This window comes from Pseudomonas sp. UBA4194 (assembly GCF_002379585.1).
In the GTDB taxonomy this organism is placed as follows: domain Bacteria; phylum Pseudomonadota; class Gammaproteobacteria; order Pseudomonadales; family Pseudomonadaceae; genus Aquipseudomonas.
In genome coordinates this window covers 139,986-163,889 of record NZ_DFUE01000019.1, presented here as the reverse complement: position 1 = coordinate 163,889, position 23,904 = coordinate 139,986, and the positions used below count along the sequence as shown (strand labels likewise).

The 23,904-nt window shown below is 61.2% G+C and carries 21 protein-coding genes; 10 read left to right on the top strand and 11 right to left on the bottom strand.

Features of this window, described 5'->3' with window-relative positions:
* Positions 1–106: 106 nt before the first annotated feature.
* The 6 genes from msrQ to B3397_RS05490 all read right to left on the bottom strand — a co-directional run bounded on the left by msrQ (position 107) and on the right by B3397_RS05490 (position 6,084).
* Positions 107–727, bottom strand: a complete 621-nt coding sequence (msrQ, locus tag B3397_RS05515) for a protein-methionine-sulfoxide reductase heme-binding subunit MsrQ (RefSeq protein WP_296247995.1) — start codon at positions 725–727, stop codon at positions 107–109.
* Positions 727–1,740 (bottom strand): protein-methionine-sulfoxide reductase catalytic subunit MsrP, encoded by a 1,014-nt coding sequence (gene msrP / locus B3397_RS05510; protein WP_296247993.1) that lies wholly within the window; start codon positions 1,738–1,740, stop codon positions 727–729. Before msrP ends, msrQ begins: the two co-directional genes overlap by 1 nt.
* 66 nt (positions 1,741–1,806) lie before the next feature.
* On the bottom strand, positions 1,807–2,655 hold the full coding sequence (gene pssA, locus B3397_RS05505) for a CDP-diacylglycerol--serine O-phosphatidyltransferase (protein WP_296247991.1): 849 nt from the start codon (positions 2,653–2,655) through the stop codon (positions 1,807–1,809).
* A 146-nt stretch (positions 2,656–2,801) separates the two neighbouring features.
* Positions 2,802–3,818, bottom strand: coding sequence for a ketol-acid reductoisomerase (ilvC, locus tag B3397_RS05500; RefSeq protein WP_296247989.1), 1,017 nt, complete (start codon positions 3,816–3,818; stop codon positions 2,802–2,804).
* Positions 3,819–3,865: 47 nt separating this feature from the next.
* The gene (gene ilvN, locus B3397_RS05495) at positions 3,866–4,357 is read right to left on the bottom strand and encodes an acetolactate synthase small subunit (protein ID WP_296247987.1); all 492 of its coding nucleotides are present in this window, start codon (positions 4,355–4,357) and stop codon (positions 3,866–3,868) included.
* A gap of 2 nt (positions 4,358–4,359) precedes the next feature.
* A complete protein-coding gene (locus tag B3397_RS05490) occupies positions 4,360–6,084 on the bottom strand; it encodes an acetolactate synthase 3 large subunit (RefSeq protein ID WP_296247985.1) in 1,725 nt (574 codons plus the stop codon).
* A gap of 400 nt (positions 6,085–6,484) precedes the next feature.
* On the opposite strand from B3397_RS05490, the gene B3397_RS05485 reads away from it, so the two are divergent.
* Positions 6,485–6,919 carry a DUF4124 domain-containing protein gene (locus B3397_RS05485; RefSeq protein WP_296247983.1) on the top strand — a complete coding sequence of 145 codons (435 nt, stop codon included), beginning with the start codon at positions 6,485–6,487 and terminating at the stop codon, positions 6,917–6,919.
* Positions 6,920–6,922: 3 nt separating this feature from the next.
* Here the strand turns inward: B3397_RS05485 and B3397_RS05480 are convergent, their stop codons facing one another.
* The 3 genes from B3397_RS05480 to mrcB are packed head-to-tail and all read right to left on the bottom strand — an operon-like array spanning position 6,923 to position 10,393.
* Positions 6,923–7,252 (bottom strand): YqcC family protein, encoded by a 330-nt coding sequence (locus B3397_RS05480; protein WP_296247982.1) that lies wholly within the window; start codon positions 7,250–7,252, stop codon positions 6,923–6,925.
* Entirely contained in the window at positions 7,252–8,052 is an 801-nt protein-coding gene (locus tag B3397_RS05475; protein ID WP_296247980.1) for a hypothetical protein, read from the bottom strand. Before B3397_RS05475 ends, B3397_RS05480 begins: the two co-directional genes overlap by 1 nt.
* 16 nt (positions 8,053–8,068) lie before the next feature.
* The gene (gene mrcB / locus B3397_RS05470) at positions 8,069–10,393 is read right to left on the bottom strand and encodes a penicillin-binding protein 1B (RefSeq protein ID WP_296247978.1); all 2,325 of its coding nucleotides are present in this window, start codon (positions 10,391–10,393) and stop codon (positions 8,069–8,071) included.
* Positions 10,394–10,512: 119 nt separating this feature from the next.
* On the opposite strand from mrcB, the gene B3397_RS05465 reads away from it, so the two are divergent.
* The 3 genes from B3397_RS05465 (at position 10,513) to B3397_RS05455 (ending at position 13,294) form a co-directional block, all read left to right on the top strand.
* On the top strand, positions 10,513–12,057 hold the full coding sequence (locus B3397_RS05465) for an AAA family ATPase (RefSeq protein ID WP_296247976.1): 1,545 nt from the start codon (positions 10,513–10,515) through the stop codon (positions 12,055–12,057).
* A 147-nt stretch (positions 12,058–12,204) separates the two neighbouring features.
* Entirely contained in the window at positions 12,205–12,477 is a 273-nt protein-coding gene (locus tag B3397_RS05460) for a TfoX/Sxy family protein (RefSeq protein ID WP_296247974.1), read from the top strand.
* A 37-nt stretch (positions 12,478–12,514) separates the two neighbouring features.
* Positions 12,515–13,294 (top strand): Crp/Fnr family transcriptional regulator, encoded by a 780-nt coding sequence (locus B3397_RS05455; RefSeq protein WP_296247972.1) that lies wholly within the window; start codon positions 12,515–12,517, stop codon positions 13,292–13,294.
* Between the two features lie 218 nt (positions 13,295–13,512).
* Here the strand turns inward: B3397_RS05455 and sfsA are convergent, their stop codons facing one another.
* Positions 13,513–14,226, bottom strand: a complete 714-nt coding sequence (gene sfsA / locus B3397_RS05450; RefSeq protein WP_296247970.1) for a DNA/RNA nuclease SfsA — start codon at positions 14,224–14,226, stop codon at positions 13,513–13,515.
* Positions 14,223–15,398, bottom strand: coding sequence for a pyridoxal phosphate-dependent aminotransferase (locus B3397_RS05445; protein WP_296247969.1), 1,176 nt, complete (start codon positions 15,396–15,398; stop codon positions 14,223–14,225). Before B3397_RS05445 ends, sfsA begins: the two co-directional genes overlap by 4 nt.
* A gap of 244 nt (positions 15,399–15,642) precedes the next feature.
* Between B3397_RS05445 and dksA the strand changes: the two genes are divergently transcribed.
* The 6 genes from dksA to B3397_RS05415 all read left to right on the top strand — a co-directional run bounded on the left by dksA (position 15,643) and on the right by B3397_RS05415 (position 23,904).
* On the top strand, positions 15,643–16,086 hold the full coding sequence (gene dksA, locus B3397_RS05440; protein WP_296247967.1) for an RNA polymerase-binding protein DksA: 444 nt from the start codon (positions 15,643–15,645) through the stop codon (positions 16,084–16,086).
* A gap of 61 nt (positions 16,087–16,147) precedes the next feature.
* Positions 16,148–17,038 (top strand): tRNA glutamyl-Q(34) synthetase GluQRS, encoded by an 891-nt coding sequence (gene gluQRS, locus B3397_RS05435; protein WP_296247965.1) that lies wholly within the window; start codon positions 16,148–16,150, stop codon positions 17,036–17,038.
* 179 nt (positions 17,039–17,217) lie between these two features.
* Positions 17,218–17,394 carry a hypothetical protein gene (locus tag B3397_RS05430; RefSeq protein WP_226507069.1) on the top strand — a complete coding sequence of 59 codons (177 nt, stop codon included), beginning with the start codon at positions 17,218–17,220 and terminating at the stop codon, positions 17,392–17,394.
* The gene (locus B3397_RS05425; RefSeq protein WP_296247961.1) at positions 17,378–20,350 is read left to right on the top strand and encodes a sensor histidine kinase; all 2,973 of its coding nucleotides are present in this window, start codon (positions 17,378–17,380) and stop codon (positions 20,348–20,350) included. Before B3397_RS05430 ends, B3397_RS05425 begins: the two co-directional genes overlap by 17 nt.
* A gap of 4 nt (positions 20,351–20,354) precedes the next feature.
* Positions 20,355–21,788, top strand: coding sequence for a sigma-54-dependent transcriptional regulator (locus tag B3397_RS05420; protein WP_296247959.1), 1,434 nt, complete (start codon positions 20,355–20,357; stop codon positions 21,786–21,788).
* Between the two features lie 736 nt (positions 21,789–22,524).
* Entirely contained in the window at positions 22,525–23,904 is a 1,380-nt protein-coding gene (locus B3397_RS05415) for a polynucleotide adenylyltransferase PcnB (RefSeq protein ID WP_296247957.1), read from the top strand.

Sequence of the window (23,904 nt, the reverse complement as noted above, 5' to 3'; positions counted from 1 at the left end):
GCTGCTTACTTCGGTTAACTCATTGATAATCAAGGAGTTTTCCGTTTCGTCTGCGCCGGAAGTGGGGCGAATTATAGAGAGATTGGCGGGGGCGTCAACTGCTTTTTCACGACTTGCCGGGCGAAAGCCGTTTTTTGTTGCCCAACCGCGGAATCCGCCTAGCGATTGCAGGGACTCGCAGAGCCATCAACAGTGCACCGATGGCGGCATAGATAGACCATTCCTCGAGATCGGCACGGACGATCCAGAGAAAATGCAGCAGGCCCAACACCAGCACTATATAGACCAGCCGATGGAGTTGCTTCCAACGACGCCCCAACTTGCGCTGGCTATATCGATTGGAGGTCACTGCCAATGCCAGCAGGCATAGAAAACCCAGGCCGCCGACGATGATATAGGGACGCTTGCTCAGCTCCACACCCAACTGCCCCCAGTCCAGACCAAGAACGAAGAACAGATAGGCGCAAAGGTGCAAGCATACATAGGCGAAGCACCACAGCCCCAACTGACGGCGTACGGCGATCCAGCCTGGCCAGCCGGACAGCTTCTGCAGTGGCGTCATGCACAAGGTGATCAATACGAGTATCAGCGTACCCAGACCGAGCCGGTCGACCAGCACCTTGCCCGGATCGGGCCCAAGGGCAAATATCCACGCCTGATACAACCACAGCAGTGGCCAGATGCCGGCCGCCATGAAGACCCCAAAACGCCACATCGGATAACGCATCAGTAATTCTTCCGCAGATCCATTCCGGCATACAGGGATGCCACTTCATCCGCATAGCCATTGAACATCATGGTTTCACGCACATTGGGGCTGAACAGTCCGCTGGGCAGACGGCGCTCACGAGCCTGAGTCCAGCGCGGGTGGTCGACCTCTGGATTTACGTTGGCATAGAAGCCGTACTCGCTGGGGGCGATGTTTTCCCAGGTTGTTTCTGGCTGCTCGCTGACCAAGGTGATCCGCACGATGGATTTGACGCTCTTGAATCCATATTTCCATGGCACTACCAACCGCAGCGGCGCCCCGTTCTGATTGGGCAACTCGCGGCCGTACATGCCGACGCCCATGATCGCCAGGGGATTCATTGCTTCATCCAGCCGCAGCCCTTCTACATAGGGCCAATCGATCAAGGCGAAACTGGAGCGCTGGCCCGGCATGGTCGCTGGGTCCTTGAGCGTCTCGAAGCGAATGTACTTCGCCTTGGACGTTGGCTCTACCTGCTTGAGCAACGCGGAGATGGGAAAGCCCAGCCATGGGATCACCATCGACCACGCTTCCACGCAACGCAAACGATAGATGCGCTCCTCCAACTGGTAGGGCTTCATGAAGTCTTCCAGCGCATAGCGACCGGGCTTGCCTACTTCACCGTCGATCACCACGGACCAGGGTTCGGTTTTCAGCGTGCCAGCATTCGCGGCCGGATCACCCTTGTCGGTGCCGAACTCATAGAAGTTGTTGTAATGCGTGGCGTCTTTGAAGGGAGTGATGGCTTCCCCCTGCACATTGATCGCTTGCCACTGGGTTTTCGCCAGTTTGTCGGCAAACCATGATGGTGCCTTGCCAGGGTCTACACCCTCGTAACGGGAAGGATCGGCGGCAGCGGCCCATCGGGGCAACGCGGACACAGCCATGGCGGCTGCGGTAGCCCCCATCAGCGAACGGCGGGAAAGGTAGATCGATTCGGGGGTGACTTCGGACTCTTTACAGTCCGAAGCCTTTGAAAGCTTGATCAGCATGATGCCTCCGTAGCCTTGGCTATGTTCAACATACCAAGAGACTACGGATTATGCGTGAAATTGAATTTACTCAGGCTTTTTGTGACGACGGGTTCGTAACAGGTATTGAACCGGGCCCGACGCCGCGTAGGCGAGGAAGATCAGCAGCAGGATGCGCGGTGGATCACTGAACACCACGGCGAACACCAGCACCACGGCAAGAATGGCCACAAACGGCACGCGACCCTTGAGGTCCAGCTCCTTGAAGCTGTTGTACTTGATGTTGCTGACCATCAGCATGCCAGCGGCAGCCACCAGCAGGGCTACCAGGAAGGACATCTTCGAACCCTGGATGCCGTAGTCACTGAACGCCCACACCAGGCCTGCCACCACACCCGCCGCAGCCGGGCTGGCCAGACCGATGAAGTAGCGCTTGTCGGCGATGCCGACCTGAGTGTTGAAGCGCGCAAGGCGCAAGGCAGCGCCGGCAACATAGATGAAGGCAACCATCCAGCCCACCTTGCCCATGTCTCCCAGAGCCCAGCCGAAGGCCAGCAAAGCCGGCGCAACACCGAAAGCGACCATGTCGGACAGCGAATCGTACTCGGCACCAAACGCACTCTGCGTGTTGGTCATGCGTGCAACGCGACCGTCGAGGCTGTCGAGCACCATGGCCACGAAGATGGCGATGGCTGCATAGGCAAAGTATTTGCTCGCTTCGGCGGGGTTGCCCGCGCTCTGTGCACTGATCGAGTTGATGATCGAGTAGAAACCGGCGAACAGGTTCGCGGTGGTGAACAGGTTGGGCAGAAGATAGATACCGCGGTGCCGGACTTTACGTCCTTCAGCGTCATGCCCTTCTTCGACATGCTCATCGATCGGCAGGAGGCTTTCAGCGTCAGGAGCCTTGTTTGGCTCTTCGGGACGTTCGCTCATGGACAATACCTTGCAACGGTGTGGAAAATTTCGACAAACGTCTGGGCCGAGGGTTCGACCGCAAAACGTTGCAGCTTTATACCAGAAGCTGACCACCATAACGAAAAAACGCGGCCGAGGCCGCGTTTTCATCGCTTGGAACCGTATCAGTTCTTTGCTTTGTCGACGATCTTGTTCGCGGCAATCCAAGGCATCATGGAGCGCAGTTGCTCGCCGATCACTTCGATGCCGTGGGCCGCGTTGTTGCGACGCTTGGCAGTCATCGAAGGATAGTTGGTAGCGCCTTCGTTGATGAACATCTTGGCGTACTCACCGTCCTGGATGCGCTTCAGAGCATTGCGCATCGCCTGACGGGATTCGGCGTTGATGACTTCAGGGCCGGTCACGTACTCGCCGTACTCGGCGTTGTTGGAGATCGAGTAGTTCATGTTGGCGATACCGCCTTCGTACATGAGGTCGACGATCAGCTTCAGTTCGTGCAGGCACTCGAAGTAAGCCATCTCCGGGGCGTAGCCAGCTTCTACCAGGGTTTCGAAACCAGCTTTTACCAGTTCCACGGTACCGCCACACAGAACGGCCTGCTCACCGAACAGGTCGGTTTCGGTTTCGTCCTTGAACGTCGTTTCGATGATGCCGGTACGGCCACCGCCGACGCCCGAGGCGTAGGACAGGGCAACGTTCTTGGCGTTGCCGGACGCGTCCTGGTAGACCGCGATCAGGTCCGGGATACCGCCGCCTTTGACGAACTCGGTGCGCACGGTGTGACCTGGCGCCTTGGGTGCGATCATGATCACGTCCAGGTCGGCACGTGGCACGACCTGGTTGTAGTGAATGGCGAAACCGTGGGAGAAGGCCAGGGTGGCGCCCTTCTTGATGTTCGGCTCGACTTCGTTCTTGTACAGCTGGGACTGGAATTCGTCAGGGGTCAGGATCATGACCAGGTCGGCGCCAGCGACAGCAGTGGCCACGTCGGCAACTTTCAAACCATGGGCTTCGGCCTTGGCAACAGTGGCCGAACCTTTGCGCAGACCGACAGTGACGTCGACGCCGGAGTCTTTCAGGTTGCACGCCTGGGCGTGGCCCTGGGAGCCGTAGCCGATGATGGCGACTTTCTTGCCCTGGATGATCGAGAGGTCGCAGTCTTTGTCGTAATAAACTTTCATGAAATATCCCCTGTTGTTCTGGCCGCTCGGGCCATTCGCTAAATTGGTTAGATGCTCAGCACTTTGTCGCCACGGGCGATGCCGGTGACGCCACTGCGCACGGTTTCGAGAATCGCGGCGGTGCCAATGGACTGCAGGAAGCTATCCAGCTTGTCGCTGGTGCCGGTCAGCTGAACGGTGTAGACGCTACTGCTGACATCAACGATCTGCCCACGGTAGATATCCGTGGTGCGTTTGACCTCGGCGCGTTGGGCGCCAGTAGCCTTCACCTTGACCAGCATCAGTTCGCGCTCGATATGAGCGCTTTCCGACAGGTCGACCAGCTTGACCACCTCGATCAATTTGTTGAGGTTTTTCGTGATCTGTTCGATCACTTCATCCTGGCCAACGGTGGTCAGCGTCAGACGCGACAGGGTCGGGTCCTCGGTAGGCGCAACCGTCAGGCTCTCGATGTTGTAGTTACGCTGGGAGAACAGGCCGACCACACGCGACAGCGCGCCAGGTTCGTTCTCCAGCAAAAGCGAAATGATATGCCGCATGATTAAGTCCGCTCCGTCTTGCTGAGCCACATGTCGCGCATGGAGCCGTCCTTGATCTGCATCGGGTAGACGTGCTCGGCAACGTCGACCTGGATATCGAGGAACACCAGGCGATCGGTCATGGCGAAGGCTTCTTCCATTTTCGGCTTGAGGTCCTTGAGGTCCGTGATGCGCATGCCCACGTGACCATAGGCTTGCACCAGCTTGACGAAGTCCGGCAGCGATTCGACATAGGAGTGGGAATGGCGGCCGCCGTAGCTCATGTCCTGCCACTGGCGAACCATGCCCAGCACACCGTTGTTGAGCAGGATTATCTTGACCGGCAGGTCGTACTGCAGGCAGGTCGACAGCTCCTGAATGTTCATCTGGATGCTGCCTTCGCCGGTGACGCAGGCGACGTGAGCATCCGGAAAGCTCATCTTCACACCCATGGCCGCCGGGAAGCCGAAGCCCATGGTGCCCAGGCCGCCGGAGTTGATCCAGCGGTTGGGTTTATTGAAGCGGTAGTACTGAGCCGCGAACATCTGGTGCTGGCCCACGTCAGAGGTGACATAGGCTTCGCCCTTGGTCACTTCGCACAGGGTTTCGATCACCGTCTGTGGCTTGATCTTGGAACCGTCGCCCTTCTCGTAAGGGAACAGGCCATTGTCGCCGCGCCATTCATCGACCTGCTTCCACCAACTGGCAACCGCTTCCTTGTTCGGTGTTTCGCCGATGTCCTTCAAGGTCGCGACCATTTCGGCCAGGACACTGTCCACCGGACCCACGATCGGGACGTCAGCCTTGATCGTCTTGGAAATGGACGCCGGATCGATGTCGATGTGAATGATCTTGGCATTCGGGCAGAACTTCGCCGCGCCGTTGATCACGCGGTCATCGAAACGCGCGCCCACGGCCAGGATCACGTCGGCGTGATGCATGGTCAGGTTGGCGGTGTAGCTGCCGTGCATGCCCAGCATGCCGACGAACTGACGGTCCATGCCCGGGTAGGCGCCCAGGCCCATCAAGGTGTTGGTAACCGGCAGATCGAGCAACTGCGCCAGCTCGGTCAAGGCTTCGGAGGCGCCGCCCAGGATCACACCGCCGCCGGCGTACATCACCGGGCGCTTGGCGGCCAGGAGCATTTCCACGGCCTTGCGGATCTGCCCGGAATGGCCCCGCACTGCCGGGCTGTAGGAGCGCAGCTTGGCTTTCTTGGGGTAGACGTACTCGAACTTCTCGGCCGGGTTGGTCATGTCCTTGGGAATGTCCACGACCACGGGTCCTGGACGACCGGACTGGGCCAGGTAGAAAGCTTTCTTCAGGACTTCGGGAATCTCCGAGGCGTGCTTGATCATGAAGCTGTGCTTCACGATGGGCCGGGAGATGCCGATCATGTCGGTTTCCTGGAACGCATCGGTGCCCACCAGGGTGCTTGCGACCTGACCGGACAGGATCACCATCGGAATGGAGTCCATGTAGGCGGTGGCGATACCGGTGATGGCATTGGTCGCGCCAGGGCCGGAGGTCACCAGTACCACGCCGGCCTTGCCGGTGGCACGGGCATAGCCGTCGGCCATATGGGTGGCAGCCTGCTCGTGGCGCACGAGGATGTGCTCGACCTCGGGCTCCTTGAACAGGGCATCGTATACGTGCAGGAGAGCACCACCAGGGTACCCGTAGATGTGCTTAACGCCTTCGTCACGCAAGAAGCGGACGACCATTTCAGCGCCAGATAAAAGCTCCACGTTGTTCACCTCTAAAACGCCAGAATACCGCTCCATCGAGGGAACGGGTCTTAATAGGTTTACTGCCAGCAGAGCATGAGCGACGGTGGTCGCCGACGTACGTCAGCACTGACTGAGCAAGTATTGGGAGCACCCAAGTGTTGCGGGGCTTTCCCACCCAGCGCGAGGTAACGCGTTGCGGGTGTTACGGGTCGGCGCGGGTGTGCGCCTTTGCTCTGCTGTGTGGGTCTGCTTCTGGCAGTCCCTGTACAGCGGACTTTGGATTCTTCTGATTCGACTGGTACAAGTCAAGTGACGCGTGCGTTTTCTTGCGCATTTGCACTGAAATAGCGCAAGAAACCCTTCTCACGCTATATCCTGTGGTAATTTCATGCTTGCACTGGACATTCAAGGACTCGTCATGCGTTCTCAACTAGTGGCCGTCGGCCTGCTGATAGCCCTGGCACCCCTGGCCATGGCTGGCCAGATCTATAAATGGGTCGATGCGCAGGGTGTGACTCATTTCGATGCGCAGCCGCCTGCGGGGCAGAAGGTCACGCCGCTGGATACAGTCAAACCGGTGCCAGCGCCCGAGCAGCCGAACCCAGGGGCCGCTGCCGCCGTTGACGGCGACGCCGAGCAACGGCGCATCGACAAGCAGGTCAAGGCCCAGGTGGTGGATCAGGAGGCGCGGCGCAAAGAGTTCTGTACCACGGCGCGGACCAACCTGGCTCAGTTGAAGAACAACCCTCGAATCCGTCAGGAAGTGGATGGCGAATTCAAGCGCATGACCGAGCCGGAGCGTCAGGCGAAGATCGAGGAAGTGCAGACGATGATTGGCGACCAGTGCAACTGAGCCCTAGCGCGCGGCGCTGATCAACTCATCGAAACGCGCCAGCGAAGCGCGCAGTCCACGGCTCTGCTCGGCGCGGTCGGCATAGACCATTTCGGCCATGGCGAGGATGCCCGAGGCATTGGGCAGCGGCAGGTCCTGCTCGAGAATCATCTTCATGCGCGGCAGGAAGATCCACTGCAGCCACTGATCGAAATCCAGGGTGTCGACACTGAACGGCTCGACACTGGCCAGGGCCTCGGCGCTGGGCGGTGTGTCCTGCCACCACCCCTGCAGACGCAGTTCGCGCTCGATCAACAGCAGGTGCTCGGCGATCGCCGGAAAACGACCATCCATCACGAACTGCTCTGGGCTTTCTGGCGCGCCAGGGCCGCGCCTGCGCTATCGCCCTGTTTTTCACGGGACTGAGCGATCAGGTTCCACAGGCTCGATTGCAGGTCGGGTCGACCATTGGCGTAGGTCAGGGCACGGCGCGCCAGTTGTTCGGACTGGGCGGCATCACCTTGAGCCAGGCGTACCTGGGCCAGTTTGTAGAGCACCTGTGGTTCACGCGGCGCGATGCGCTGCGCGCGCTCCAGACTCGAAGAGGCGCCATTGAGATCGCCGCCGCCCTGCTGTTGCTGGGCGGTGGTGAGCAGCGCCAGCACGGGCCCGTCCAACTGCTCGTCGGCCGACAGCCCGCCGCTGCTGCGCGGGATGCCGCTCGGTGCGCTGATGGGCGCGGTGTAGGTGCTGGTACGGCTGCCACCGGTGGCCGGCGGAGTATAGGCTGGCGCGGTGTTCACTGGCGCGGTGTTGATCGGTGCCGAATTGCTGGGCCCCGGAATGATCGGGCCGGGCGTGATCGGGCCGGTGCTGATCGGCGCGTTGCCAGTGGGTGCCGGGAAGCTCTGGATAGGCTGCGAGCCGGCGCCGCCAGGCACCATCACCACCACGCCGGAATCTTCCTCGATGGCCTGGGCCTTGGCCTGCGGACGCATCACCGTGGTCTGCCGGAAGCCGCCGGTGCGGGATACGCGCTCGCCATTGGTCACAGCCGAACCCGAGTCGACCACCGGAATGGAGCCGCGCTGTACGCTCGCGCAACCGTTGAGCAAAGCCAGTGCCGTCAAGGCAGGAAACCACCACTTGTTCACTTCATTTCCTCTTTGCTTAATTCAACCAGCCTTTGACCCAATCCATTACCGAATCGGCAGGGGCTTGCTCGCCGCCTCCGCACGCGGTACCTGGAGTCGGTTCGCTGCCACGAATATACGGCATCTGCACGGCATTGGGGCAGCTGGCATCGGAGCCCTGCCCGGTCTTGGCATCGACCCAGGCCTGCACGATATTGTCCGGCACCGGCGTGTCCAGCGGCAGCGGGTCGGCTTTCTTCATGAAGCTGGTCCAGACCTGCAAGGCACCCGTCGCACCGGTGAAGGGGGTCTTGCCATTATCGTCGCGGCCGAGCCAGACCACTGCCAGCACGTCCTGGCTGAAACCTGCGAACCAGCTGTCACGGGAGTCGTTACTGGTACCGGTCTTGCCGGCGAGGTTCAGATTGCCCGGCAACACGTTGTACACCGAACGCCCCGTGCCTTCGCGCATGACGCGCTGCATGGCGTTCTGGATCAGGTAGATGGACGCCGGATCGAAGCGCTGCTGGATCTGGAACGGATAGCGCTTGAGCGGCTCCCCTTCGGCGGTGAGCACGCTACGGATACCGCGCATGGGTGTGTTGAAGCCACCATTGGCCAGGGTCTGGTACATGGTTGCCACCTGCATCGGCGACAGACCGCCAGCGCCGAGCAGCATGGCCGGATACGCGGGCCAATCGACCTGCACGCCGAGCATGCCCAAGGTCTTCAGCACATTCGGTACACCCAGCTCCAGGCCCAGGCGGGCCGTGGACAGGTTGTAGGAATGGGCCAGGCCCTGGTAGAGGAACACGGTGCCATTGGCGGTGCGCTCATAGTTCTGCGGCTTCCAGATCTGCCCGTCGGCGCCTTTGACCGAGAATGGCTCGTCCTGCACCCAACTGGTCAGGGTGTATTTGCTGGGCTGCTCGAGGGCGGTCAGGTAGACCGCCGGCTTGATCAGCGAGCCAATCGGGCGTACGGCATCCAGCGCACGGTTGAAGCCGGCGAAACCGGGGAGACGGCTGCCTACCAGAGCTTGCACTTCGCCGCTTTCAGGATTGGTGACCACCATCGCCGCCTCGACCTCATCGGAGCCCTTGCGCCCGGACAGCCGCTTGAAGGTCTCACTGACCGAGGCTTCGGCTTTCATCTGCAGGATCGGATCGAAGCTGGTGAAAATGCGCAGCCCTTCCTCGGTCAAGTCCTCGTCACGGTAGTCATCGCGCAGTTGCCGCTTGACCAGATCGAGGAAGCCCGGGAACGAACTGTCGGCCAGACTGCCGCGCTTGGTCACACCCAGCGGCATCTTTTTCGCCGCATCCACCGCTTCCTGAGTGGCAACGCCCTGCTGCGCGAGAAGATCGAGCACCAGATTGCGACGTTCCAACGCGCGCTCGGGGTAGCGGCGCGGGTTATAGGAAGACGGCCCCTTGACCATGCCCACCAGCAGCGCCACCTGATGCAGCTTGAGCTCGGACAGCGGCTGACTGAAGAAGAACTGGCTGGCCAGGCCGAAGCCGTGCACCGCCCGTTGGCCGTCCTGACCGACGAACACTTCGTTAAGGTAAGCCTCGAGGATTTCGCGCTTGTCGTAGTGCAGTTCGAGGAGCACCGCCATCATGGCTTCGGTGAGCTTGCGGGTCAGACTGCGTTCGTTGGTCAGGTAGAAGTTCTTCACCAACTGCTGGGTCAAGGTGCTGCCACCCTGGCGCATGGCGCCGGATGAGGCGTTGACCCAGAACGCGCGGGCAATCGACTTCGGCGAGACCCCGAAGTGGTGATAGAAGTCGCGGTCTTCCACCGTCACCAGGGTGTCGAGCAGATAAGGTGGCACCTGATCGAGCTTGATCAGGATGCGATCCTCGAGGTTCTTCGGATACAGGCCGCCGATCAGCAGCGGCTCGAGCCGTACCACGGCGACCTTCGAGCCGTTGGCGCCGCTGAGCTCGGAGACATAGTCGCCGGAGAAACGCACACGCACGGCCTGGGCCTGCTCCAGCCCCTCATAGAACTGGAAGCCGCGGGTATTGAGGTCCACGGTGTTGCCGTTCACCGAATCGGTGCCCGGACCGTCGATCGCGGTTTGCCGGCGATACCCCAGGGCATCGAGCTCGGTGAGGAAATCGTTCTTGGCCAGCTTCTGCCCGACGAACAGTTCCAGCGGGCGCGCGTAGACCTTGGCGGGGATGGTCCAGCGCTTGCCGGAAAACTTCTCCTGCACCACGGCATCGAGGTACACGGCGAAGCCTGCAAGGATGACGAGCCCTACCAGGCCGAGCTTGAGGCCCCAGCCGAGCCAGGTGCGCAAGCCGCCGGATGGGCGTTTTTTAGGGGTACGGGAAGATCGGGTTCGAGTCATGGCGGCGGATTATACGCACTTTGATTTGTCGCGGGCAGACGCGCTTCGCCGGTTTGCATCGCTCGGTTCAGTGGCCATAATGACGGCCTTGAAACCATCTTGTCCTTGAAGGATCGCCCGTGAGCCAAACCCTGATCGCCGCCCTGCAGAACCCGGCCCTGTACCCCCATCCGGTGGAGGGTTTCCAGGTCATCGAGACGCATATCTCCTGGGTGCTGCTCACCGGCCCCTACGCCTACAAGATCAAGAAACCGGTCAATTTCGGCTTCCTGGACTTCTCCGAGCTGTCGGCACGTCAGCACTTCTGTGCCGAGGAACTGCGTCTGAACCAGCGTCTGACGCAAGATTTGTATCTCCAGGTGTTACCGATCACCGGCAGCGCCGACGCCCCTCGCCTCGATGGGTCGGGTGAGGCCATCGAGTACATGCTGCAGATGCGCCAGTTCGAAGGTGGCAACCTGCTGAGTACCTTGCAGGCCAACGGCGAGCTGACCAGCCAGCATGTCGACTCGCTGGCCCGCCAGATCGCCGATTTCCACCAGGCCGCGCCGGTGGTCCCCGAAGCCAACGAGGCCGGCACGCCGGAGGCTGTGATGGCGCCGGTGGAACAGAATTTCGAGCAGATTCGCCCCTTCCTCAGCGACAAGAACGACCTGCTCCAGCTCGAGGCCCTGCAAGCCTGGGCCCAAGCCAGCTTCGAGCGACTCAAGCCGCTGCTGATCGAACGCAAGGCTCAGGGGTTCATCCGCGAATGCCATGGTGATATCCATCTGGGCAACGCCACGGTGATCGATGGCGAGGTGGTGATCTTCGACTGCATCGAATTCAACGAGCCCTTCCGCTTCACCGACGTTTACGCCGACGTCGGCTTCCTGGCCATGGACCTGGAAGACCGTGGCCTGAAAAGCTTCGCCCGGCGCTTCATCAGCCAGTATCTGGAGCTGACCGGTGACTACCGTGGCCTGGAGCTGTTGAACTTCTACAAGGCCTACCGCGCCCTGGTCAGGGCCAAGGTGGCGCTGTTCAGCATGCCCGCCGAAGCCAGCGGCGTGGAACGCGCGACCACCCTGCGGCAGTACCGCAACTACGCCAATCTGGCGGAGAGCTACAGCGCCATTCCTTCGCGGTTCCTGGCGGTCACCAGTGGTGTTTCGGCCGTCGGTAAAAGCCATGTAGCCATGCGCCTGGTCGAAGCGCTCGGTGCCGTGCGCCTGCGTTCGGATGTGGAACGCAAGCGTCTGTTCAATACCCAGACCGCCGAATCCGGCCTGTATGACGCGAGTACCAGCGAAGCCACCTACGCTCACCTGCACGCCTTGGCCGCTACCGTTCTGCGCGCCGGGCTGCCCGCCGTGATCGATGCGACCTACCTCAAGTCCGCCCAGCGTGAAGCGGCGGCCGAAGTCGCGGAAACGACCGGTGTGCCATTCCTGATTCTTGACTGCAACGCGCCGGCCGCGGTGATTTCCAGCTGGCTGCAGCAACGTCAGGCGCAAAGCGACGACCCCTCCGACGCCACGCAAGAGGTGATCGATGCCCAGCGAGCCAACCGCGAGCCATTGAGTCAGGCCGAACTGCTGCAGACCAGGCGCGTGGAAACCAACGAAAGCGACAGCCTGGACAAGTTGGTGGAGCAGATTCGTCAGCGCTTGCCGGGTTTGTAGGGTCTGCGGGGCAGCCGACAGGGGGGAGCGCTGACGCGGCTTAGGCTGCTGCCACGGCCGCGGTTTTATGAAGTGGCGCTACACTCCTCTCAGATTTGCGGAGCATCGACACCCCCTTCATGAGCTCGGCCAAGGCAAGGAGGCTTGATGAACGATGAACTTCAGCACCTGAAGAACCTGGGCAAGACCTCGGCGCAATGGCTGCACGCCGTAGGCATACACACGGCGTCGGACCTGCGCCGGTTAGGCGCGGTAGATGCCTATCGCGCCGTCAAGAACCGCGGCTTTCGCGCCTCCAAGGTGCTGCTCTATGCCATTGAGGGCGCACTGCTGGACATGCACTGGAACGACATTCCGGCCGAGCGCAAAGAGGCCTTGAATAAACAACTGGAATCTATATCGTCACGCCTCAAGAGCTAGACCTTTACCAGGCGCTACGCAGCCAGAGATTGCAATCATGTATTTATTGGGGGAACAGCCGGCGTACGCCGACGCGTGGATCAATCGCCTGCAAAGCATTGCCGGGCAGATGCTCGAGGGCCTGGAACCGGTGGCGGCTGCTATCGACGTCGCCGACGGCGGCGATTTGAGTGGGCTGTTCGATGACGCCCGGTTGTACCTAATCGAGAGCGGCACGGTCCATGCCCGGCTCAACGATCGTCCCCTGTTCTACCTGCAAGACGGCGATCTGCTGGGCCTGCGACTGGATCGCCAGGCGCCCTCCTGCGTCTATCGCAGCGAAGGCGACGTGCGCCTGGTGCCCTACGACCGTGAGGCGGCCCTGCTGCACATCGGCGCCTCGGCCAAGCGCCAGGAATGGCTGCTGGAATACCTGGACGGTCAAGCGACCCTGGCCCGTGATGCGATCACACGTCTGAAGCCCCCTGAGTTTCGCAGCGCCAACGGCTTCAAACATGTGGCTGCCGGTGAAACCCTGATCAATCAGGGTGACGAGGCCGACCACGTTTTCGTGATCATCGATGGCCATGCGGAGGCCTTCGTCGACGGCCACAAGGTAGGCGACGTGCCCAAGGATGAAATCTTCGGCGCCATGGCCGTGTTCACAGCTGAAAAGCGCAGCGCCACGGTGATCACCCGCGTGCCCTGCACGGTCATGATGATTCCGAAGGATCAGTTCCTCAGCCTTACCCAGACCAACCCGCGTATCGCCCATAGCTTGATCGAGAGCATGGCCAGACGCATCGATACGCTCAATAAGCAGATCGCTAACCCCTGACCTTGCTCGCTCTATCGGCCCGATAGAAATAAAACGATTGAACGCTTGACTCTGAAATGAGAATCGTTATGATTATCACATCCAGTCGCGAGACTGGTGATAACTGAAAGGCCCTTGGTTCGGACTCTCAGATTATCTCCTCATCAGGCTAATCACGGTTATTGACCCGGCTTTTTGCCGGGTCTTTTTTTGCCTGCGCAAAAGCCCTGCCCACCGCCTCACCGTGCCAAGTGAACGTGCAGCCGGCGATCGATATACACCTGCCCGGCATCCAGATGCACGCCGTAGGCCAGCACCTCGACACCCTCGGCCACTGCCTGACGCAACGCCTCGGCGTAGCGGGCGTCGATTTCTTCGGCGGGGCGCACGGCGTCGATGCCAGTCAGATTCACGCAGTACAGCTGCACCGCCCTGACCCCGCGTCGCGCCAAGCCTGCCAGTTCCCGCAGGTGCTTGGCGCCACGCTGGGTAACGGCATCGGGAAAGGCTGCGATACGGGAGTCTTCAAAACCCAGGGTCACGCTCTTGACCTCTACGAAAGCCTGGCCTTCAGGGTAATCAAGACGAAAATCGATCCGGCTGCTTTCCTCGCCATAGGGCACTTCGCGTTTGAGTGCCGTGAAGCCAGCAAGCTCGGGGATTCGGCCGGCGCGCAACGCTTCCTCGACCAGGGCGTTGGCGCGCCCGGTGTTCACACATGCCAGCCGCCCCTGCGGGGTTTCACTGATTTCCCACGTGCCCGGCAACTTACGTTTGGGGTCGTTGGACCGACTGAACCAGACACGCCCTCCAGGCAGCATGCAATTGTGCATGGAGCCGGTATTGGGACAGTGGATGGTCAGCAGCTCGCCGCTGTCCAGCTGGATATCGGCCAGGAAGCGCTTGTAACGCTTGATCAGACGCCCCTGTTCCAGGGCCGGCGTGAAGATCATTGCGCCTGCCACGCTTGCAGGCCACGGGCGATGCGGGCCACTGCCTGCTCCAGGCGCGGCAGGCTCTGGGTATAGGCAAAGCGCACATGGTGGGTGGCTTGATGACGACCGAAGTCCAGCCCCGGGGTGAAGGCCACGTGTTGTGTTTCCAGAAAGAAGCGGCAGAACTCGAAGGCATCACCGCCGAATGCGCTGATATCGGCATACAGGTAGAACGCGCCCTCGGGCTCGACTGCGATGCCGAAGCCAAGCGCCCTGAGCGCCGGCAATAAATAGTCCCGGCGACGACCGAATTCGGCACGGCGCTGCTCGAGGATGTTCAGCGTGTCCGGTTCGAAACAGGCCAGCGCGGCATGTTGGGCCATGCTTGGCGCACTGATGTAGAGGTTCTGTGCCAGCTTTTCGAGATCAGCGACGGCATCGATGGGCGCTACCAGCCAGCCCAGGCGCCAGCCGGTCATGCCGAAATACTTGGAAAAACTATTGAGGACAAAGGCATCGTCATCGACTTCCAGCACGCTGGTGGCGTCGCAGCCGTAGGTGAGCCCGTGATAGATCTCGTCGACCACGAGGTGGCCATTGCGGGCTTTTATTTCAGCGCTCAACGAGGCCAGTTCTTCTCGGCTCAGTAGCGTGCCGGTGGGGTTGGCCGGCGACGCCACCAAGGCACCGACACTGTCCTTGTCCCAATGCCGAGCGACAAGATCGGCATTGAGCTGGTAACGCACCTCCGGCCCCACGGGCACCAGTTGCGCGGCCCCTTCCACCAGGCGTAGAAAGTGCCGGTTGCAGGGATAGCCCGGATCGGCCAGCAGCCAGTGCTTGCCGGGATCGACCAACAGGCTGGTGGCCAGCAGCAAGGCGCCTGAACCGCCCGGCGTGATCAGGATACGCCGCGGGTCGATGGCCAATCCGTAACGCTGTTCATAAAACCCGGAGATGGCTTCGCGCAATGCCGGCAACCCGCGGGCCGCCGTGTAGCGGGTATGACCCGAGGCCAGCGCGGCCTGGCCTGCCGCCACGATAGGGGCTGCGGTGGTGAAGTCCGGCTCGCCGATTTCCAGGTGGATGACATCGTGGCCTGCCGCTTGCAACTCGTTGGCCCGGGCCAACAGTGCCATCACGTGAAAGGGTTCGATGGCGCGACTGCGCGCACTGTAGGGCTGGGCCATGGAAGATCCTTGCTGCGAAAAAAAAGCCGATTCTACGCAACCTTTGCGGCGAACGTTTCCGAAAAGCCAAGATCGATATCAACCACGTTACAGCGACGACACCCCTTGCCCAGCCACGACAACCGGGAGTAGCGCGCCCCGATTCGATCTGGTAAGTTCGCCGGCTTGCAGTCGCAGGGCCGGCGGGTGTCGGAGATGGAGCATCCTGCGCAATGGATTAGTAGAGCGAGAGGCGGTCAATTTCATGCCCACCAATGAAAAGCAACAAAGTACTGGCAACTTTTCTGGCTTCGCTCCCTACGTTCCGACGAAGGGCGAGGAGTACATGGGCGCGCCGATGCGAGCTCACTTCACCAAGATCCTGAACAAGTGGAAACAGGACTTGATGCAGGAAGTGGATCGTACCGTAGACCACATGAAGGATGAGGCTGCAAACTTCCCCGACCCGGCCGACCGTGCCAGCCAGGAAGAAGAGTTCAGCCTCGAACTGCGTGCCCGTGATCGCGAGCGCAAACTGATCAAGAAGATCGACAAGACCCTGCAATTGATCGAAGACGAAGAGTACGGCTGGTGCGAATCCTGCGGCATCGAGATCGGCATCCGCCGCCTCGAGGCGCGCCCTACCGCCGACCTGTGCATCGACTGTAAGACCTTGGCTGAAATCAAGGAAAAACAGGTCGGCAAATGACCTGTCGGCAAAGGGGCGCTCAGGCGCCCCTTTGCTTTCGTATTGCCCGTAGAATCCTCCTATGCAAACCCCCTCCTATATCGGTCGTTTCGCCCCTACGCCCAGTGGCTTCCTGCACTTCGGCTCGCTGGTGGCCGCCCTCGCCTCCTATCTGGACGCACGCGCTGCCGGTGGCCACTGGCGAGTGCGAATGGAGGACCTGGACCCGCCGCGGGAAATGCCCGGCGCACCGGCCGCTATCCTGGAGACCCTGCACGGCTATGGCCTGGAATGGGACGGCGAGGTGGTGTACCAGAGCCAACGGCACGCTGCCTATCAACAGGTCATCGACCGCCTGCTGAGCCAAGGGCTGGCGTATGCCTGCATCTGTTCGCGCAAGCAACTGGAGCCGTTCAACGGTATCTATCCAGGTACGTGTCGCAATGCCGGGCATGGGACCGAGGATGCTGCGATACGGGTGCGCGTGCCGGAACTGGTCTATCGCTTCGAAGACCGGGTGCAGGGGCTGTTCGAGCAGCACCTGGGGCGTGAGTCCGGTGATTTCGTGATTCGTCGGCGTGACGGGCTGTATGCCTATCAGTTGGCGGTGGTGCTGGACGACGCCTGGCAGGAGGTGACCGATATCGTGCGCGGTGCCGACCTGCTGGACTCCACGCCGCGCCATCTGTATTTGCAGGAATTGCTGGGCTTGCCGCAGCCGCGTTATCTGCATGTGCCGTTGATTATCCAGCCAGATGGCAACAAGCTGGGCAAGCGTTACCGCTCGCCACCGCTGGACCCGGACCAGGCGGCACCGTTGCTGGTGCGGGCACTGCGGGCGCTGGGGCAGGCACCCCAGGCTGGCCTGGCCAAGGGTAGCGTGGCGGATGTCCTGGAATGGGCGGTCGCGCATTGGGACAGTGGCGCGATTGCCAGGGTGCGGACATTGGCCGAGGCGCAGATCAAGGCATAAGGCTCGAGGGCTGTGCCGACCGATCGCTGCCTTGCGCGCAAGCCCTGCGCGATCCTTGAGAGCGCGCGATGGCGCCGGTCCGGCGTCACCTTGTACGACTCCCCTTCGCACCCGCGTGCCGATCCGCTACCATCGCCGCACCGTTTGTGCGCACCCGCCCATCCACTGCCGAGGCCAGCATGTATATCTACCGATTGGTCCTGCTCCTGGTGGTGGGGATCTACCTGTTCTCGCCGGCCATCATGGATTGGTGGATCGAGCCCTCCGGCGCCTGGTACCGCCCTTATCTGCTCTGGCTGATTCTGATCGTGGTGACTTTTATCCTGCAGAGCCAGCGTGATGCCGATGAGCTTTAGCCTCACCCAGATGATCCTGATCAGTGCCGCGTACCTGCTGGTGCTGTTTGCCGTGGCCTGGGTAAGTGAACGGGGCATGATCCCGCGCGCCATCATTCGCCATCCACTGACCTATACCCTGTCACTGGGCGTCTACGCCAGCGCCTGGGCGTTCTATGGCACGGTGGGCCTGGCCTACCAGTACGGCTATGGCTTCCTGGCCTGCTACTTGGGGGTATCGGGCGCCTTCCTGCTGGCGCCGGTGCTGCTCTACCCCATTCTGAAGGTCACCCGCACCTATCAACTGTCGTCACTGGCCGACCTGTTCGCCTTCCGCTTTCGCAGCACCTGGGCCGGGGCCTTGACCACGGTGTTCATGCTGGTGGGGGTGCTGCCGCTGTTGGCATTGCAGATCCAGGCCGTGGCCGACTCCATCGGCATTCTCACCCACGAGCCGGTACAGTACCGCGTAGCACTGAGCTTCTGCGTGCTGATCACCCTGTTCACCATTTTCTTTGGCTCCCGGCATATCGCCACCCGCGAAAAGCACGAGGGCCTGGTATTCGCCATCGCCTTCGAATCGGTGATCAAGCTGTTGGCACTGGGAGGGATCGGCTTGTATGCGCTGTACGGCGTATTCGACGGCCCTCATGAGCTGGAGCAATGGCTGCTGCAGAACCAGACGGCGCTGGCGGCCCTGCACACGCCCCTGCAGGAAGGGCCCTGGCGAACCCTGCTGCTGGTGTTCTTCGCCTCCGCCATCGTCATGCCGCACATGTACCACATGGTGTTCACCGAGAATCTCAACCCGCGGGCGCTGGTGAGCGCCAGCTGGGGCCTGCCGCTGTTCCTGCTGCTGATGAGCCTGGCGGTGCCGCTGATCCTCTGGGCCGGGCTGCGCCTGGGCGCTACCACCAGCCCGGAGTTCTTCACCCTGGGCATCGGCATTGCCGCCAACAGCAAGCCGTTGGCACTGCTGGCCTACGTCGGCGGCCTGTCGGCCTCCAGCGGCCTGATCATCGTCACTACGTTGGCCCTGTCGGGGATGATGCTCAACCATCTGGTGCTGCCGCTGTACCAGCCTCCCGCGGAGGGCAATATCTACCGCTGGCTGAAATGGACACGGCGGGCGCTGATCGTCGCCATCATCATGGCCGGTTATGCCTTCTACCTGATATTGGGCGCCAAGCAGGACCTGGCGCATCTGGGCATCGTCGCCTTCGTCGCCACCTTGCAGTTTCTGCCGGGGGTGCTGTCGGTGCTGTATTGGCCTACCGCCAACCGCCGAGGCTTCATCGCCGGGCTGATGGCCGGCATGGTGGTGTGGATGGTCACCATGCTGCTACCGCTGATCGGCAATCTGCAGGGCTTCTATATACCGTTGTTGAACATGATCTACGTGCTCGACGACACCAGTTGGCACATGGCCGCGATCGCCTCGCTGGCCGCCAACGTGCTGCTGTTCACGTTGATCTCGTTGTTCACCGCGGCAAGCGCGGAAGAAATCAGTGCCGCCGAGGCCTGCGCAGTCGACAACGTCCGCCGGCCACAGCGACGCGAGCTGCACGCGGCCTCGCCCCAGGAGTTCGCCACGCAACTGGCCAAGCCGCTGGGCGCCAAGGCTGCGCAACGCGAGGTGGAGCAAGCGCTGCGTGACCTCTATCTGCCCTTTGATGAACGCCGACCCTATGCCCTGCGACGCCTGCGCGATCGCATCGAGGCCAACCTGTCCGGCCTGATGGGCCCCAGTGTTGCTCAGGATATGGTGGAAACCTTCCTGCCGTATAAATCGGGCAGCGAAAACTATGTCACCGAAGACATCCACTTCATCGAAAGCCGGCTGGAAGACTATCACTCACGTCTGACCGGCCTTGCCGCCGAGCTCGATGCGCTGCGTCGCTACCATCGCCAGACGCTGCAGGAATTGCCGATGGGCGTGTGCTCGCTGGCCAAGGACCAAGAGATCCTGATGTGGAACAAGGCCATGGAAGACCTCACCGGCATCGGCGCGCAGCATGTGGTGGGCTCGCGCCTGATGACCATCGGCGAGCCATGGCGTACGTTGCTGATCGGCTTCATCAATGTGCCCGACGAGCACCAGCACAAACAGCGCCTGGCGCTGGACGGCCAGACTCGCTGGCTGAACTTGCACAAGGCCGCCATCGATGAACCCCTGGCACCCGGTAACAGCGGCCTGGTGGTACTGGTCGAAGACCTCACCGAAACGCAGATGCTGGAGGACAAACTGGTGCATTCCGAGCGCCTGGCCAGCATTGGCCGATTGGCGGCCGGGGTGGCCCATGAGATCGGCAACCCGATCACCGGCATCGCCTGCCTGGCCCAGAACCTGCGCGAAGAACGCGAGGAAGACGCCGAGATCACCGAGTTGAGCAGCCAGATTCTCGAACAGACCAAACGGGTCTCGCGCATTGTCCAGTCACTGATGAGCTTCGCCCATGCCGGCAGTCACCAGCACAGCGACGAGCCCGTGAACCTGGCCGAGGTGGCCCAGGATGCCATCGGTCTGCTGGCCCTGAACCGGCGCAACTTCGAGGTACAGTTCTTCAACCTGTGCGATCCCGACCACTGGGCCGAGGGCGACCCGCAGCGCCTGGCCCAGGTACTGATCAACCTGCTGTCCAACGCCCGCGATGCATCGCCTGCAGGCAGTGCGGTGAGGGTCAAAAGCGAGGCTGGCGAGCACACGGTAGACCTGATCGTCGAGGACGAAGGCACCGGAATACCGAAAAGCATCATGGATCGCCTGTTCGAACCCTTCTTCACTACCAAGGATCCGGGCGAGGGAACCGGACTGGGGCTTGCTCTGGTCTATTCCATCGTTGAAGAGCATTATGGACAGATCACCATCGACAGCCCGGCCGATATCAAAAGCCAGCGCGGCACCCGAATTCGAGTCACCCTGCCACGCCATGTCGAAGCGACGTCCGCTGTGAACCGAGACCGTCGAGAGAACTGAATCAATGCCGCATATTTTGATCGTCGAAGACGAAACCATTATTCGATCTGCCTTGCGTCGCCTGCTTGAACGGAATCAGTATCAGGTCAGCGAAGCCGGCTCTGTGCAGGAAGCACAGGAGCGCTTCAGCATTCCGTCGTTCGACCTCATCGTCAGCGACCTGCGCCTGCCCGGCGCTCCGGGCACCGAGCTGATCAAGCTGGGTGAGGGAACCCCGGTGCTGATCATGACCAGCTACGCCAGCCTGCGCTCGGCGGTGGACTCGATGAAAATGGGCGCCGTGGATTACATCGCCAAGCCCTTCGACCATGACGAGATGCTCCAGGCCGCGGCGCGAATCCTGCGCGATAGGCAGAACGCCCCCACCGTGGCGCCGGAACGTCCGGCCAGCAAGCCGAGCCTGGACAAGCCCGTCGCGAACAATGCCAACGGCGATATCGGCATCATCGGCTCATGCCCGCCCATGCAGGATCTCTACAGCAAGATCCGCAAGGTTGCCCCCACCGACTCCAACGTACTGATCCAGGGTGAATCCGGTACGGGCAAGGAGCTGGTAGCTCGGGCCCTGCATAACTTGTCCCGACGTGCCAAGGCGCCGATGATTTCGGTGAACTGCGCGGCGATTCCGGAAACGCTGATCGAGTCCGAGCTGTTCGGCCACGAGAAAGGGGCGTTTACTGGCGCCAGCGCCGGCCGTGCCGGACTGGTCGAAGCCGCCGATGGCGGTACGTTGTTCCTGGATGAGATCGGCGAGCTGCCTCTGGAAGCTCAGGCGCGCCTGCTGCGTGTACTTCAGGAAGGCGAAATCCGTCGGGTCGGCTCGGTGCAATCGCAAAAGGTCGACGTACGTCTGATTGCCGCCACCCACCGGGACCTCAAGAGCCTGGCCAAACTGGGGCAATTCCGTGAAGACCTCTACTATCGTCTGCACGTGATCGCGCTCAAGCTGCCGCCCCTGCGGGAACGTGGCAGCGACGTCAACGAGATCGCCAAGGCGTTTCTGGCCCGCCAGAGTGCCCGCATCAACCGTACCGACCTGCGCTTTGCCGCCGATGCCGAGCAGGCCATCCGGCACTATTCATGGCCGGGTAACGTACGCGAACTGGAGAACGCCGTGGAGCGTTCGGTAATCCTCAGTGAAACGCCGGAGATTTCGGCAGAGCTGCTGGGCATCGACATCGAGCTCAGCGACCTGGAAGACAGCGATGACTTCATCGGCCTGCCTCCTCAGCACAATGGCGCCAACAACACGGCCCATGATCCGACCGAAGACCTGTCGCTGGAGGATTACTTCCAGCACTTCGTGCTCGAGCATCAGGATCACATGACCGAGACCGAATTGGCGCGCAAATTGGGTGTGAGCCGCAAGTGCCTGTGGGAACGTCGTCAACGATTGGGCATACCGCGCCGCAAGTCGAGCGTGGCCAGCGAGAGCTGATACGTTTCAGCTCTAGCCCGCGGGTTTCAGCGGGTTGACGGCCATCCGTGACAAACTGTTACCCTAGGCAAGACACGTAACAAAATCCGGTTCCATCGGTAACGAATTCAGGGTTCCTTGTGGCACGATTCGAACCCTGATTCACCGCCAACCCCTTGTTTTGGAAGGGTTCGCAATTGTTGGCACGGGACCTGCTATATCTCTGGTACAAGAACAACAACAAGCAAAGCAAACCCATAATAAAAACAAGACGAATCGACTCACGCATAACAAGAACAACACAGCGGAGGCGCAGCTAACTGATTCTTTTGGAGAGGCGTTGTTTTTGGGGTAACCCGCAGCCAGGCTGAGAAATACAAAAACTGCTTTGAAGCAGGGCCCGAACTGGTTGGATCACTGGATCATTACAGCACAGCGACCAAAGCAATCCGTTTGCTCTTGCTCCCGAATAGGGAGACACCCACGAACCGCGGTTCGGTGGGCAGGGCACTCAACAAAAACAAGAAGCCCGAAACCAAAAATAAAAATAGAGCACGCAACTACTTCCAGGGGAGCTTCGGCTCCCCTTGTAGTTTCCGGGATTCAGGCACGACAAGCGTTTCATCCCCCCGCACGCGCTGTATTGCGGCAACCGCCGCTACCTCCTACACCATCCCTCGACTAAATGCTAGAATCCCCGCCCATCATGCGGTCATTCTTCGTTCATGGCCGAAAATTCCTTCAAACAGTGCCTCCCATGCTGAAGAAGCTGTTCAAGTCTTTGAATACCCCCGCAAGCCCTGCGCAGCACCGGCGAACCACGCCCGAAGTGCTCAATGCCGGTCAACATTCGCTGCAGCGCAGCCAGTTCAGTCGTCATGCCGTGGGCATCGTCGAGCGTTTGCAGAACGCAGGCTATCAGGCCTATCTGGTTGGCGGCTGTGTACGTGATCTGATGCTGGGCATCACGCCCAAGGACTTCGACGTCGCCACCAGCGCGACGCCCGAGCAGGTCCGCGGCGAGTTTCGCAACGCCCGGGTGATCGGCCGACGCTTCAAGCTCGTGCACATCCACTTCGGCCGCGAAATCATCGAAGTCGCCACCTTTCGCGCCAATCATCCGGTCGACGACGAAGAGCAGGACACCCACCGCTCTTCCAGCAGCGAGAGCGGCCGCATTCTGCGCGATAACGTCTATGGCACCCTGGAAGACGACGCCCAGCGTCGCGACCTGACCATCAATGCGCTGTATTACGATCCGGTCAGCGAGCGTGTGCTCGATTACGCCAATGGTGTCCACGACGTGCGCAACCGTCTGATCCGCCTGATTGGCGACCCGACCCAGCGCTATCAGGAAGATCCGGTGCGAATGCTGCGGGCCGTACGCTTCGCCGCCAAGCTGGATTTCGGCATCGAGAAACATACCGCCGCACCGATCCGTGGCCTGGCGCCGATGCTGCGCGAGATTCCTTCGGCGCGCCTGTTCGAAGAGGTGCTCAAGCTGTTCCTCTCGGGCTACGCCACCGATACCTTTGAAATGCTGGTCGACCTGCAACTGTTCGATCCGCTGTTCCCCGCCAGTGCCCAGGCGCTGGAAGACACGCCGACCTATACCCACACCTTGATCAGCGAAGCCTTGCGCAACACCGATCTGCGCATCAAGCAGGGCAAGCCGGTGACGCCGGCGTTCCTGTTCGCCGCGCTGCTGTGGCCTGCCCTGCCGGCGCGGGTGTTGCGTTTGCAAAGCCGTGGCATGCCGCCGATCCCTGCCATGCAGGAAGCAGCGCACGAGTTGATCGCCGAGCAGTGCCAGCGCATCGCCATTCCCAAGCGTTTCACTATCCCGATCCGCGAAATCTGGGACATGCAGGAACGCCTGCCACGGCGCAGCGGCAAACGTGCCGACCTGTTGCTGGACAATCCGCGTTTCCGCGCCGGCTACGATTTCCTGCTGCTGCGGGAAAAGGCCGGCGAAGAAACCGATGGTCTGGGCGAATGGTGGACCGACTATCAGGATGCCAACGACAGCGAGCGCCGCGAGATGATCGCCGAACTCGGTGGCAAGGACGAGACCGGGGCGCCACGCAAGCGGCGCCGCAGCGGCACCAAGCGCAAGCGCGCGGACGGCGGCGAGTAG

Bases quoted from the DNA above. Each gene is read 5' to 3' on its own strand.
- msrQ (WP_296247995.1), bottom strand. From the start codon at position 727: ATGCGTTATCCGATGTGGCGTTTTGGGGTCTTCATGGCGGCCGGCATC.
- msrP (WP_296247993.1), bottom strand. From the start codon at position 1,740: ATGCTGATCAAGCTTTCAAAGGCTTCGGACTGTAAAGAGTCCGAAGTC.
- pssA (WP_296247991.1), bottom strand. From the start codon at position 2,655: ATGAGCGAACGTCCCGAAGAGCCAAACAAGGCTCCTGACGCTGAAAGC.
- ilvC (WP_296247989.1), bottom strand. From the start codon at position 3,818: ATGAAAGTTTATTACGACAAAGACTGCGACCTCTCGATCATCCAGGGC.
- ilvN (WP_296247987.1), bottom strand. From the start codon at position 4,357: ATGCGGCATATCATTTCGCTTTTGCTGGAGAACGAACCTGGCGCGCTG.
- B3397_RS05485 (WP_296247983.1), top strand. From the start codon at position 6,485: ATGCGTTCTCAACTAGTGGCCGTCGGCCTGCTGATAGCCCTGGCACCC.
- B3397_RS05480 (WP_296247982.1), bottom strand. From the start codon at position 7,252: ATGGATGGTCGTTTTCCGGCGATCGCCGAGCACCTGCTGTTGATCGAG.
- mrcB (WP_296247978.1), bottom strand. From the start codon at position 10,393: ATGACTCGAACCCGATCTTCCCGTACCCCTAAAAAACGCCCATCCGGC.
- B3397_RS05460 (WP_296247974.1), top strand. From the start codon at position 12,205: ATGAACGATGAACTTCAGCACCTGAAGAACCTGGGCAAGACCTCGGCG.
- B3397_RS05455 (WP_296247972.1), top strand. From the start codon at position 12,515: ATGTATTTATTGGGGGAACAGCCGGCGTACGCCGACGCGTGGATCAAT.
- sfsA (WP_296247970.1), bottom strand. From the start codon at position 14,226: ATGATCTTCACGCCGGCCCTGGAACAGGGGCGTCTGATCAAGCGTTAC.
- B3397_RS05445 (WP_296247969.1), bottom strand. From the start codon at position 15,398: ATGGCCCAGCCCTACAGTGCGCGCAGTCGCGCCATCGAACCCTTTCAC.
- dksA (WP_296247967.1), top strand. From the start codon at position 15,643: ATGCCCACCAATGAAAAGCAACAAAGTACTGGCAACTTTTCTGGCTTC.
- gluQRS (WP_296247965.1), top strand. From the start codon at position 16,148: ATGCAAACCCCCTCCTATATCGGTCGTTTCGCCCCTACGCCCAGTGGC.
- B3397_RS05430 (WP_226507069.1), top strand. From the start codon at position 17,218: ATGTATATCTACCGATTGGTCCTGCTCCTGGTGGTGGGGATCTACCTG.
- B3397_RS05425 (WP_296247961.1), top strand. From the start codon at position 17,378: ATGCCGATGAGCTTTAGCCTCACCCAGATGATCCTGATCAGTGCCGCG.
- B3397_RS05420 (WP_296247959.1), top strand. From the start codon at position 20,355: ATGCCGCATATTTTGATCGTCGAAGACGAAACCATTATTCGATCTGCC.
- B3397_RS05415 (WP_296247957.1), top strand. From the start codon at position 22,525: ATGCTGAAGAAGCTGTTCAAGTCTTTGAATACCCCCGCAAGCCCTGCG.